Annotated in this window: 7 protein-coding genes; 3 read left to right on the top strand and 4 right to left on the bottom strand. The window is 43.4% G+C overall.

Going from position 1 to position 13487, the window contains the following annotated elements:
• Positions 1–43 precede the first annotated feature (43 nt).
• The 3 genes from ACYX4W_RS19315 to ACYX4W_RS19305 form a co-directional block, all read right to left on the bottom strand.
• Complete coding sequence (locus ACYX4W_RS19315) at positions 44–3205, bottom strand: bifunctional diguanylate cyclase/phosphodiesterase (protein WP_476074244.1); 3162 nt, start codon at positions 3203–3205, stop codon at positions 44–46.
• A 375-nt stretch (positions 3206–3580) separates the two neighbouring features.
• Positions 3581–5821, bottom strand: coding sequence for an alginate lyase family protein (locus ACYX4W_RS19310; RefSeq protein ID WP_476074243.1), 2241 nt, complete (start codon positions 5819–5821; stop codon positions 3581–3583).
• A gap of 287 nt (positions 5822–6108) precedes the next feature.
• On the bottom strand, positions 6109–7041 hold the full coding sequence (locus tag ACYX4W_RS19305) for an AEC family transporter (protein WP_476075504.1): 933 nt from the start codon (positions 7039–7041) through the stop codon (positions 6109–6111).
• Between the two features lie 274 nt (positions 7042–7315).
• Here ACYX4W_RS19305 and ACYX4W_RS19300 point away from each other — a divergent pair, with 274 nt between their 5' ends.
• The 3 genes from ACYX4W_RS19300 to ACYX4W_RS19290 all read left to right on the top strand — a co-directional run bounded on the left by ACYX4W_RS19300 (position 7316) and on the right by ACYX4W_RS19290 (position 11700).
• Positions 7316–9064, top strand: a complete 1749-nt coding sequence (locus ACYX4W_RS19300) for a sensor domain-containing diguanylate cyclase (RefSeq protein ID WP_476074242.1) — start codon at positions 7316–7318, stop codon at positions 9062–9064.
• Positions 9065–9191: 127 nt separating this feature from the next.
• Complete coding sequence (locus ACYX4W_RS19295; protein ID WP_476074241.1) at positions 9192–10310, top strand: adenosylhomocysteinase; 1119 nt, start codon at positions 9192–9194, stop codon at positions 10308–10310.
• 184 nt (positions 10311–10494) lie between these two features.
• Positions 10495–11700: a M24 family metallopeptidase gene (locus tag ACYX4W_RS19290; RefSeq protein WP_476074240.1), complete on the top strand. Its 1206-nt coding sequence runs from the start codon at positions 10495–10497 to the stop codon at positions 11698–11700.
• Positions 11701–11726: 26 nt separating this feature from the next.
• Here the strand turns inward: ACYX4W_RS19290 and ACYX4W_RS19285 are convergent, their stop codons facing one another.
• Positions 11727–13430, bottom strand: coding sequence for a protein adenylyltransferase SelO (locus tag ACYX4W_RS19285; protein WP_476074239.1), 1704 nt, complete (start codon positions 13428–13430; stop codon positions 11727–11729).
• Positions 13431–13487 lie beyond the last annotated feature (57 nt).

Here is a 13487-nt window from a genome sequence, read left to right as displayed (position 1 = left end):
GCTCAATATTAATACCACAAAGTAGAGAAGATACTTCTCGAGCTTATCTCCACTTTTCCCTTGTCTCCCATTGCTGCAACCAGATAGGTAGGGCTCTGGGGGGCATAGGGCGAGCTATGCCGAAACCCTGAGCAAGCTCACAACCTAGTGCTAACAAAGATGCTCCATGGGCAACAGTTTCTACACCTTCAGCGATAACACTGCGGTTAAATGAATTAGCCAGCGCTATTACACCAGTAACAATCGTTTTATCTTCTGAGTCTACAAGCATATCGCGAACAAATGATTGGTCTATTTTTATCACCTCAGCGGGCAGGCGTCTTAAGTAAGTTAAAGACGAATAACCCGTTCCAAAATCATCAATGGCAAAGGTAACGCCAAGCTTTACGCAACCTTTCATAATTTCAGAAACTGTTTTGATGTTAGATAGCTTGCTGGTTTCAAGCACTTCTAGCTGAATTGCGTAAGGTGGAGTCTCTGGCACTTTTGAAAGCAAATGTGCAAGGCGAGTCGGAAAGTTTCTTTGTTGTATCTGCAATGCAGAAATATTCACGCTAATTTTGATATCTATGCCCAATTGCTTCCATTGGTGGTATTGCCGTAACGATTGTTCAATAACCCATTCGCCAACGTCGATACTCAGCGGGTGATTTTCGATAAAGGGTAAGAACTCTGCCGGAGAAAGTAGTCCACGTAGTGGGTGTTGCCAGCGAATCAGCGCTTCTACACCAACAATCTCTCCTGTACGCATATTCACTTTAGGTTGGTAGTGAAGTTCAAACTCATTATTTTGAAGCGCCTTGCTTATATTTTTAACTGTTTCATGGCGAGTTTTAATTGCATCTTCTGATTCAATGTCAAAAAGGTGGAAACAGTTCTTCCCTTTCTGTTTTGCTAAGTACATGGCTTGATCAGCATGTCTGATAAGTTGCTCTGCATCGGTTTCGTCGGAAGGGTAAACCGTAACGCCAATACTTGCTGAAACTTTGAGTTCATTTTCACCATATTTAACTGGCGTTGAAGCTGCTTTAAGCATGTTCTTTACTGTATTCCTAAAGTCCTGGGCTTGCTTTAAATCGGTAAGTACTGCTACAAATTCATCTCCACCAAAACGGGAAATGGTATCTCCCTGGCTTAGCGTGCTTTTGAAACGGTGAGCCAATGTAATAAGTAACTCGTCTCCTACGCTGTGTCCGAACGTATCGTTTATCTCTTTGAACCCGTCTAAATCAAGTAACACAACAGCGGCGTAACGTTCATTAGTCTGGCACTGCCTAAGAGCACTATCCAAACGTTCAGCGAGTAAAGTGCGGTTAGGTAAATTAGTCAAAACATCGTAGTGAGCCATCTGCTCAAGACGATATTGCTGTTCTTTTGTTTCGGAAATATCGCTAAAGATAGCAATATAATTTTTTACTGTGCCGCTATCATCTTTTACTGCACTAACCGTTAATAGCTGGGCATATATTTCGTCGTTTTTTCTCTTGTTCCAAACTTCTCCCGCCCAATAGCCTTCATTGATTATTGACTTCCACAGGTTCTCGTAAAATTCCGGAGACTGCTTTCCAGATTTAAACATACTGGGCTTATTGCCTAATACGTCACTTCGCGAGTAGCCGGTTATCTCTTCAAAGGTTTTGTTTACATCAATAATGTTCGATTCACTATCGGTAATAAATATACCTTCTCTGGCGTGAGAGAAAACACTGGCTGATAACTTTAATTTATCTTCTAAGCGTTTGTTTACAGTAATGTCTTGAACTAACGAAACGACACTAATTACTTTGCCAGAGAAGTCCAAGATAGGGGTGCTGTACCATTCGCAAGTGATTGTTTCGAGCAGTCGAGTGAGGTTATCGTTTACCCTACGGACGGTTTTTTTGCCCTCGACTAGTATTTCGAATACGTCATTTATTTCACGGCGTAGTTCACTTGGGACCACAAGTTCTGAAGCATGCTTACCTATGGCTTCTTCCTTGCTATAGCCAAAGATCAATTCAGCCGATTTGTTCCAATCAGTGCAGATGAAGTCAATATTCCAGGTTACGCACCCTAAAGGTGTGTTTTCAATATGACTCGCTAAGATATCTCGACTTTCCTGCAGCGAGTTTTGACTATCAATAAGCTGCTTTTCAGCATCTAGGCGCGTTCTGGCCATCTGCGCAAAATGTTGCTGTAGTTTTTGTAGCTCTATGCTGCCCTTAGTCGATGTTTCGTCGACCTCTTTACCTTCGGCCAACGCTGTAGTCGACTTCAAAAGGGTTTTTATGGGTATCAAAACGTTTTTTCGAATCAGCCATACTGAAACACCGACGAAAAATAAAACGATCAACGCTAATATAAGGGTGGTTGTCGTTAACCTGGTATCAATTGCTTCAAACGTATGTTTCAGCGGAATACCAATGGTGATGTTGATATGCTTCCCATCATCAAAAAGTGGGTGCGTTACATAAACCCGTTGATAAGGGTCTTCGGTCAGAAAAACAGTATTATCCAATGTTATGTCTGTATATTCGCTCTTATCACCCTTTTCTTCAATATCTAGCTGAGTGCCAATCAGTTCTTGTCTAGCAGGGAATGCTGCCACAATTTTGTTTTCACTATCAGTTATAAATGCCACGGTAGCATCAGGCAGGTAAGACTCAGAAAGTATTTCGTTCCACCACTCGAGTGATATAACAGCTACAACCAAACCGACTAAATTACCTTGTTTTGAATTTATAACGGGGTAGGCAAAGTTAATACTGGTTAAATTTGTCGCCCGGTCTATTTGAAATTCACTGATTGAAAATTTTCGGGTGGCGATGGCTTGTTGTATATAAGGTCGGTCGTAAACGTTTACCGAACGTTTTAATTCTCGGGCATTACATAACAATTCACCATCTGCGCTTGGTACACCTAGATTTACATAATTACTGTTTACTTTAAGCACGTTAGCAAGGAAGCGACTACACTGTTGTGAACTAGGCTGCTGCACTGCATCGAATTGCGCCAAGTTCTTTAGAAAATGTTGTGTTTTATCAATGAGGTTTGCTTGGATCTTCGAGTGTGTTTTTGTGGTATTTACTGCTTGGATAACTGCAGCCTTTATTGCTTGCTCTCTTTCCACGAATGCATCGTAAAAGATGCCAATGAAGCCGGGTATGGCAATCATTAAAATCAGAATAATAACTCTTGCCTGTAGAGTCTGAAAAAGTTGTGACATGTAATTTGTTTAAATCCATTTAAGCTTGATTAGATTGGAGAACATCGGTGATTTTCGATATCCACAACTTTCCAAAAAATTTTACGTGCGCTCAATTGTTAGTTGCTAAAGGTAGTATAGTAAAAATATTATAGAAGGGTTATTAAAGTTAAAATGCTCAGCTCAAGAAAGTGACGGGCAAATTTTATAGGTAATGGGCTCCCTTGAAATAGCGCCACCAGCTACTCCTTTTTAGCGCGTGCTATTAATAAGAAAAATGGGGGAATATCCATTGCTAAAGTAGAAAGTAAGAATTTAAAATGAACAAAGCCTCTAATGAGGCTTTGTTTTAAGTTACTTCGCGATAAGAGTGAAGCGCTTTTCACCTATAGGCTTTTACATATAAAAGTAAGGGCCTACCCAGCTATAGCTATCACCGTTAATCTCAACCTTGTGTTTTGCGCTGTTATCATTATTGCTATTAGCGATAATAAACAGCTGAGTGTTACCTTTTACATCGGTAATACGCACACCAGTATACGCGTCGTTTTCTAAAACAACCTCAAGGTTTTTGATACTGCTTCTTGAGTTAATCGAAGATTCACTCACTGGGCTGTATGAACCATGAGGTTCTACTACAGAAACAAACAAAGTGTCTTGGGTGTCATTTCGTCTAAGCGTAATCGCAGCGTCGCGACGTAGGTTGAATTCTGGATCGTTTGCGCCGATGCGAGTCAAATACACCTCGTCTTCAGCGTTGGTAACCGTAGTCAGCGTATAATACTTGCCATGCTGAAGCCACTGGAACTTAGTGTTGCCTTCACTCGCGTTACCCTTGCCCTCTACGAATAAATGTTGATAGCCATTGTCTTCACCAAATGGTGATAACGTGGTGGGTGACTCGTGAGTAAAGTTCTTATCAATTATCTGCCCCATGTAATAGAAGGGCAGGTCATATTGATTCTTCTTGTCAGTGTCAACTCGTAGTATGTCTAATACAAATGGCTTTTCGAAGTTTTCGTCTTTGATAACGGCCATAGTGCGGTGCATTAACGTGCCCGGATAGGCATTTTCTTCTGTTGCGCTAACCACTTTTACGTTGTCATCTTCTGCGTTAAAAGTGAAAAGTTCTGAGTGATGCTGGCTGGCAACGTCGTACACACCATCAAAATGCTTTGTGCCATTTATTGATAAAGTATTATGTGCAATGGTTGTCTTAGCCCACGTGGTATTTTCTTTTAGATAGTTACCACCGCCTTTTTGACCGATATTTACAAAGCGAGCTAGGCCATAATCTTGCAGAACTTCCTCGCCTTTTTCGTATAAGGAGAACGACAACTTATCGTAATGACCGTGACTCAGACCCTGCGCGGCATATTTAAATACCAGGGTTAGATCTTCATTGCCATATCGCAAAACTCCTACGCCGCCTTGGTCACCGTTCGGACCATCACTTAAATTTACGGAAGACTTTACAAAAGGAACCGCTTTTCCATCTCGAATATCAATAGCAGCTTCAAGCCCTGATTCTTGTAGTAGTACTTCACCTTGCTTTTCTACCACGCTTAACAAGCGGGGATCTTTCTCTCCGTAAAAATACGCGAGATCCACTGCAGTAACTAAAGAGGCTTTCTTATAAGACATGCCTTTTTGTGCATCGTTAAGCGGGAAAAATTCACCATCGGCATCAGAAAGGTTAAGAAGTGCATTAATGCCTTTCAACAAAACATTGTCTTTATGCTGTAGCACTTTTAAGTCTGGACGATTGTTCTCCATAGCCAGCGCAAGTATTAGGAAAGGATACATTGCATAGCGTTGATAGTAAGGGCCTTCGGTATAGTAGCCATCAGGAGAGAAGGGCTCCTCTAAATTAGCAAAAAAGCCCTTACGCTGACCTTCTACTTTAATAGTGCCGCCATCGTTGTCTTTACCACCCACTTCTAAGCCATCATCTTCAATACCATAAAGCGCGCGTTGAATAAGCTCTTCATCGTTCATAACAAGGCCAATCATGCCTACGGCAGCGATGCCCCAGGTACTGTGATTGTGAACGCGGTTAAAAAATTGTGGGTTTTCTAACGAAATGAAATCGGCAAACGGACGGAAGAGGTTGTCCTCTAGTGTTTTGCGTTCATCAGCTGATAGGTAATCGTAAATAGCATCATAAGCTTGGCTCATGTAAACCAGCCAGTTGCTGTCGTTTAAGCATTGCCAGAAAAGTTTGCCACGAGAGTACGAACGCTCTTGCGGGTGCAAAGGTAAGTCTTTGTACATGGCTTCATATTGAAACAACATGGCACGAATATATTTGGCGTACTTTTCATCTTCTAACACTTGATAAAGCACGCCAGCTTTTTGCGCAATAAAGAAGTTTTGTTTATGGCGCTGGTGGGTATAACCACCTGAGAAATCCTTTGGAATAGGCGTATCGATACCCATTGCAATTTCGGTATCTACTTCTTGCTTAACGGTTGCCAAACTTTTATCAAACAGAGGAACTTCACCCAAGCTGTCTCTCATTCTTTCTACGCCAGGTTCGGTAAGAATAAGGTTGGGGTGACCTTTTGCTTCGCTAGCAAAAGACGATAGGCTGATACTAACAGCTAGCATGGTAAGGCTAAATTTCTTGATGTTCATTGTATTTATTTCCTTGTTATCAAATAGCCATTGATCAAAACAGGCAACAACGGTTGTAGGGTAAACATGTTGTTATTTAAAAATGACAATTTGTAATAAACACAATAACAGAATAGAAGATGTGGTGGATAGGCCAATTTTAGTTTTTGGTAAAAAATAAAAATAAAATTGGTAATATGTGCTTGGCTAGCTGTTGCTAGGTTATGGGAGCTTTTTTGCTCAAATGGAACGCTGTGAACGAGAAAATTGCGAAATAGCTCTATGCAAATAGGAATAGCCTTGATGCGTTACACAAGGTGCAATTTGCTTAGTACCCCAAAGGCGAGGGCGGTAATCGGTAAAGACGCTAATGTGCTGACTGCGATAATACTTGCTGCTAAGCGATAGTCGCCTCCTAAGTTTCTCACCATGACATAGCTTGCTGCAGCGGTTGGTGAGATGGCTAATAAAAGAACAATACCCAGCTCCATTCCTTTAAAACCAAAAGCATAGGCAAGGGCAACCAATACAAATGGGTAAACTACACATTTGCTGGTTGTACTAAGCACAATATTAAACCAGTCACTGGAAAAAGAGCGGAACTGCAGTGATGCGCCGGTGCATATAAGTGCAAGTGGCAGGGTAAGCTGTGCGAAGTACTCCCCTGTTTTCACTAGGGTATCGGGAAGCTGCCATTCGAAGTATGAAAAGGGCAGAGCTGCGGCAATCGATAAGATCAATGGGTTTTTCGCCATGCCGGTAACTTGGCCCATTAAGGAGCGCGACGTACCTTGGTAAAAGTTAAGAACAAACACTGAAAGTACATTAAATAAGATGGTAATACACCCCATGTAGACAGACGCTACAGCAAGCCCTTCTTGCCCATAGGTGTTAGCACAATAGGCTAAGCCGATAATACCCATATTGGCTCGAAAGCCGCCCTGAACAACTACACCTCTGGCTTTATACGGGTGTACTGTCAGGTGAGAGATAATCATAAGCGCAGCAAATACAATAAGTGTTCCTATCACTCCCACGCTCATAAGAGATAGATTCGCGGCTTTAGAAAAGTCAGCCCGTGCTATCGACAAAAATAACAGAGCAGGAAGCGCAACGTTAAACACCAGCTTTGATCCAGCCTCTATAAAGCCTTCATTTAACCACTTAATACGAAAGAAAAGCCAACCCATTAAAAGAAGGATCAATACAGGAATAAGCGTACTGGTAATAAAGCTAAGCATAAAAAGAACTAACGCCATTGAGTAGATTTGCGAAACAAAGCAGTAGATTGCTGCTTTGCAAATAGGCATACAGGACCATAGTATGCCAAGCTTCTGAGCTTATGCATAAAGTAAATGTGTAATTTACGAAAGAAAAAGCGGCTACATAGTGATCTACTAAATAAACTTATTCACAAACCTTGTTGATAAGCGTAAGTTAATATTTAAGTTTACAAGGGTTAAGCTTTTCTAATTCCAACCCTGTCTCTGAACCCCTATTAGAAAGAACTGATGTATGAGAGCATTTCTTTTCTTTGTTGGCTTGGTGATAGTTTACAGTCTTTGGGGCGGGCTTTCTTTCGCTTATGCTAAAGGAACAGCGCCATTAGATAAGATGGAGCTGATAAATCACAAGCTTTGGATGTATTTCGAGGGCGGTAGTGCGTCAGCCGCCGAAGACATTTTAGCAAAATATAAACAGAATAGTTTAGTCAAAAATGTAGGAAGGCAAGTCAGTTATGGGTTTACCGATAACACCGTTTGGGGTGTGCTAAAGATTGAACTTAATAACTACAGCGTACTTACCAATCAGGTTGATGAAACCCGGCAACAAACGATTTCACCTTTACCTCTTACAATAAAAATAGACAATGCGTGGATCGATGATATCGACGTTTATTTTTTTGAAAGCGGTAAAAGAAAACACCATGTTCGTCTTGGCGACAACCAGGTGCATAGCGCACGTCGTGAAGATACTCGCATGCCATCACTTTCCTATCGGTTTACTCAGCCAGAAACGCTGGTAATTTTTCGGTTTGCGACCCAAGACCCGATGACTATCCCCATTTATGTCGGACCTCCCAGAGCGGCAAAAGATAAATCGACGGAAAATGCGTATTTTTATGGTGCTCTATATGGGGCGCTTATCATTCTGTTGCTGTATAACCTCGTCTTATACTCTTATCTTAGAGAACAGCGCTACCTACTTTATTCACTATATCTTTCGTCGTTTCTGTTGTTTAACTTCACCTACACAGGTCACGGTTTTTGGTGGGTATGGTCAGAGTCGGTATTCCTTCAGCAGTGGCTAATGCCAGCGCTTATGTTTTTTTATTTATTCAGCGCGGTAAGATTCACTATCGAGTTTCTTAATACCCAGCTTTACCTGCCCAGGCTTTATCGGTCAAGGAAGTATATTTACGGTGCTCTAGTTGGGCTTGCGGTAATCATCGTGCTAGTTGGAAACCGCTCTTTTGCGGTGATGTCACAACTGGTGGTACTGACATCAATTTCGGTTTGGATGCTGTGTATCGGAATACTAGCCTATCGCAATGGTGACACCCTTGCTAAGTTTTTTCTCCCCGCTATTTTGTGTGGAACAGGTGGTGCAACGGTGTCGAGTTTGGCCACGTGGGGGCTTATTCCTTATTCAAAGTGGGCATTTAGAGGTATTGAAATTGGCATGGTATTGGAAATGTCTCTACTGTCTATTTCACTAGCGTTTAACTACAAGCAAGTGCAGCAAGCGCGAAAAAACGCTGAGCGCGACGCAAGACTCGATCCTCTCACCTCGCTCTATAACCGGCGTGCTTTTGAAGATTTGGTGTACCCTATTTGGGAGCTAGGAAAACGCAGTAATAAGTTTATGTCAGTTATGCTTATTGATATCGACTGGTTTAAAAAAGTTAACGATAAGTATGGTCATGACATGGGCGACAAGGTGCTGCAAAAAGTGGCAGAAGAAATAAAAGGGCAGGTTAGAGGCTCTGACATCACCTTTCGTTGGGGGGGAGAAGAGTTTTTAGTATTTTTACCTAATACCCGCGTTCAGTACGCTAAGCAAATAGCCGAAAACCTGCGCCTACATCTATTCACCCATGACATCAATAAACTGCTTCGTGTAACAGTAAGTATCGGCGTGGCAGGCACCACTCCGGGCGAACATGATATCAATGTGTTAATTAAAGAGTCAGACCAAGCCTTGTATTTAGCAAAAGCGAAAGGGCGCAATAAGGTGGTGCTGTGGAACGAAGGCCTCGAATAAAGAAAGAAGCCAAGAACCAGAGAAATTAAAAAGGAGTAGTTGGAAATAAGAGGAAGTACCTCGCTGTTTTATATATACAGCATTCTCACGTATGATTCTGTTTTCGTTTTCTCAGAGTATCCTTTTCATGTACCAAGACTTTCAAGCAGAGCTGGCGTGGGCCAGCCTGCATATGCCGCGCACTCGCAAAGCCATAGCATCACTTCCCGATCTGTCTAACGTCAAGCTTGCCTGCAACATGCATTTAGATTTAAAAATGGCACCTTTGGTAGAGGGGCTACTTTCACGTGGATGCGATATCTTTTTAACCACGTGCAACCCTACTACGGTTCAAGATGACGTGGTGTCTTACCTTGTTGATAAAGGTGCAACAGCACATGCATGGCGAGACATGAGCGACGCTGACTGGTCTGAGTCATTTGATAAAGCGCTAGCATGGCAACCCACTCACTTATGTGAAATGGGGGCGGACCTTACTACTCGACTGCATGAAAATATAAAAGCAAACAAGCCAGTTCCAAGCATTGTATCGGGCTTAGAAGCAACGGGTTCTGGCATTAACCGCTTAAACGGTATGGCGCCAAACTACCCGATATTTAACTGGGATGATTTGCCAGTTAAAGAAGGGCTTCACAACAGGCATATGGTGGGTTTAAGCGCATGGCAAACCTTTTTCCAAACCACCCATTTAACCCTGCACGAAAAAGTAGTGGTTGTTATTGGTTATGGTTTGGTAGGGCAGGGCGTGGCAGCGTCGGCAAAGGCGTTTGGTGCACAGGTTCAAGTTGCAGAACTTGACCCAGCAAGAGCCCTTCAAGCGAAATACGACGGTTGGCCAGTGGTTCATTTAAACGAAGCTGCTAGCCAAGCTGATGTTATCGCCACTGCGACTGGTGCGTATGGCGTAGTGAATTCAAGCCATTTAGACAGCATGAAAGACGGGGCGTTTATTTTAAATGTAGGCCATGTAGCTCAAGAAATTGATGTGCCATACCTTAAAAACAACGCTACCCATAGTGAGCCAATGCCTTATGTAAACGCTTATAAGCTGGGCAATAAAACACTGTATCTTCTCGCTGATGGTTCTATGTTTAACTTAACGGCGGGCTATGGCGACAGCATCAATGCGTTTGACGTAACCCTTGCCGTGATGGCTGCGGGCATCGGCTATATCGTGAATGAAGGAGCAACAAGCGAGAAAGGTTTGTACTTACTTCCAGAAGCTGCGTGGAAAAGTGCACTGTAAAATTGAGTTGTAGTAAGCGAGTGTTCAGCAATAGTTACGCCATTTAATAGGCATCACTACCCTCGCTTATCTCGACTTTCCTACCCATTATTGTACAGTGTGCCCGTTTTAATAAATTTATAGTTAAGGCGGGCTGAACGCACTCCAATAAATTATCAGCCTTGCGCTAGTGTAGGGACAAAAAATGGGCACAACAATAGGCACAAAAACACCACAACAGGCTTTAGATAGCCTCGTCAACATGTCTGGCGACCTAACACCCATCCCACTTTCAGAATACAAAGCCCGAATTGCCAAGGCGCAGCATTACATGCAACAGCATGGCATTGGCGCGTTATATCTTAACGCGGGTACTAACTTAGCGTATTTCACAGGCATGCAATGGTACGCCAGCGAACGCTTGGTCGGCGCACTTTTACCTGCAAAAGGTGATCTTGTATATCTTGCCCCTACGTTTGAAATAGACTCATTAAACGAGCTTAAACTAGTAGAAGGCGAGATTATCGGTTGGCAAGAACATGAAAGCCCATACGCGCTTGCCATTTCTATGTTAAGCGAGCTGGATACAGCGGGTGGCAGCAAACTGGGTGTGGATGAGTCTACGCAATTTTTTATTGTAGATGGCTTTAATAAACTGCTGGAACAACCATGGCAAATTATCAATGGTGCTGAGGTAACTGCACACTGTCGTATGCACAAATCGAACAATGAAATAGCGCTCATTCAGCGTGCCATGGACATGACCCTTGCTGTACACAAAGCCACAGCCAGTATGCTTTATGAAGGCATAACTACGACAGAAGTTGAAGCATTTATAAATGATGCACATAAAAAAGTAGGCGCCAGCGGTAACTATTTTTGCATCGTGCTTTTTGGGAAAGCGACCTCGTTTCCCCACGGCGTTAAAGACCCTCAAGTATTAAAGAAAAACGACTTAGTATTGATTGATACTGGTTGTAAGGTTCATGGCTACCTGTCTGATATCACTCGTACCTATTGTTTTGGTGAGCCAACCGATAAACAACGGGCAATGTGGGAAAGCGAAAAGCGCGCACAGCTTGCGGCATTTAATGCCGCCAAAGTCAGTGTTCCTTGCGGCGAAGTGGATAAAGCCGCCCGAGACAGCTTAGCAAAAGATGGCTTAGGGCCAGATTATAATCTACCAGGCTTGCCACATCGAACAGGACATGGCATAGGCATGGATATTCACGAATGGCCGTATCTAGTAAAAGAAAATCCTCACCCGCTAGCACCTGGCATGTGTTTCAGTAACGAGCCTATGATAGTGGTGCCAAACGAGTTCGGTATTCGCTTAGAAGATCACTTTTATATGACCGAAGAGGGCCCAGTTTGGTTTACTGAGCCTAGTTCTGCCATCGATTCGCTGTAAGTAGACTGAGACGCCGCTGCTCTTCGCTAAGAAGAGCAGCTATAGTGTGCAACACCGCCAGCACTGAAAAACTCAAGTGGGCGCAGTTGGTAGTACTTATTTTCTACCTCTTCTGCTTGCTCATCATAAGGCGCGGTAAGTATATTCTGTAGTTGGTGAATTTGGGTAAAGTCACCTTTCTCTGCAGCTTTGTAGGCAGGCACAATAAGCCATTCACGCCATGTGAATTTAGGGTTAGCTTGGCGCATGTTCTCTGCGGTAGCAGCAATAGCGTTTGCTGCATCAACTTGTGCTTCAGCGTCCTTTTCAATACGCTCACGCCAGGTTTGTAGCCAGGCTTCCCATTCTGTCATCACCTCTGCTTTAGGCGGGTAGTAAAAGCTCTTCGTCAAACTCGCCATATCTTCAGGTATTGATGATAGCTCTCTGAAAAACATATTGTAGTCAACGCCAGTGCGAAGCATTAATTGCAGCAGCTTGATAAGCAAGTCGTGGTCATAGCTGGCAAGGCCGAGCTTTGTTGCCCACATGCTCTCCATGGCGCGTTCCATAACGCCAGAAAAACCGTCGTTAATATCGTTTAGCTTAGCGAGTTGTTCACTGTTGCCTTCAAGTAACGTCATCAGTGAGCGACAGAACATATCAAAGTTTTTCTGTGCAGCAATGGGCTGGTTTAAAAACGAGAAGTGACGACCGCCGCCTGTCCAAGGTTGGTAGTCTGCTTCAAAAAACTCACAAAAGCCGAATGGCCCGTAATCCAGCGTAAAGCCGCCGGCGGCGCAGTTATCGCTATTAAAATTGCCTTGGCAGTAACCTACGCGAACCCAATTAGAAACCAGGCGAGTTAATCGGCCTCTAAATAGCTCAGCCAGCGTTACCACTTGCTCTTCAAATGGCGCTTCTGCGTCTATTTCACTTGCGTACTCTCGCTCAATAAGGTGCTTAACAATGGCTTCTAGCTCGCTTAATGCTTCGCTGTGTTCATTACACCTTGCGCGCCTAGCAAAAAGCTCTATTTGTCCTACGCGCAAAAACGATGGGGCGACGCGGGTGGATATCGCCGTTATATTTTCTACCATCACTTCAGGCTCATAGGAGTGAGAGCCCTCGCGATACCAAGGTCTGCCTACCGTGTCTGATTCAGACATAAACAAGCTTAAAGAGCGGGAAGTGGGTACGCCAAGCGCATGCATGTGCTCTTGCACTAAAAATTCGCGTACGCTAGAGCGCAATACGGCTCGACCATCTGCGCCGCGACAATAAGGCGTGCGACCCGCGCCTTTTAACTGCATTTCCCAACGCTTACCGTTAAATATCCCTTCAACAATAGAGATAGCGCGACCGTCACCATAGCCATTACCCGTTCTAAACGGACACTGCTGTGTGTACTCCGTACCGTAAATAGAAAGCGCATAGCCGGTTGCCCAGCCGAACGGCTTCATAGATTCAGGCACTGCAGACATGTCGCCTGAAAACAGCTGGGTGAACTCTTTAGAAGTTGCCAAGCTGTCGTCTAAACCTAATTCGGCAAACAAAGTTTCACTATGAGCAATATATTTGGGAGAAGATAATGGGGTCGGAGTAACCGGCACATAGTGACCAGAGAAAACTTGGCGTGGATCATGGTCGTTGCCATCACACGTCGACTGTGGGTCTGGGGTAAGGGTATTTAGTAATGAATAATCTACGTGCTTTGCAAATTCATCTAGCGTTTTGATACGTTCTGTCACTATGCCTGCCTATTTCACTGAATGGGAAAATCTGTTTGCGAGCATCGAGGCTCAGGT

The organism is Alteromonas sp. ABH4_454 (assembly GCF_056311775.1).
The sequence above is the reverse complement of the archived record's forward strand: the minus strand, read 5'-3'. Positions and strand labels throughout refer to the sequence as shown.

Excerpts from the sequence above, each read along its gene's own strand:
- ACYX4W_RS19315 (WP_476074244.1), bottom strand. The coding sequence starts at position 3,205 with ATGTCACAACTTTTTCAGACTCTACAGGCAAGAGTTATTATTCTGATT.
- ACYX4W_RS19300 (WP_476074242.1), top strand. The coding sequence starts at position 7,316 with ATGAGAGCATTTCTTTTCTTTGTTGGCTTGGTGATAGTTTACAGTCTT.
- ACYX4W_RS19295 (WP_476074241.1), top strand. The coding sequence starts at position 9,192 with ATGTACCAAGACTTTCAAGCAGAGCTGGCGTGGGCCAGCCTGCATATG.
- ACYX4W_RS19290 (WP_476074240.1), top strand. The coding sequence starts at position 10,495 with ATGGGCACAACAATAGGCACAAAAACACCACAACAGGCTTTAGATAGC.
- ACYX4W_RS19305 (WP_476075504.1), bottom strand. The coding sequence starts at position 7,041 with ATGCTTAGCTTTATTACCAGTACGCTTATTCCTGTATTGATCCTTCTT.
- ACYX4W_RS19310 (WP_476074243.1), bottom strand. The coding sequence starts at position 5,821 with ATGAACATCAAGAAATTTAGCCTTACCATGCTAGCTGTTAGTATCAGC.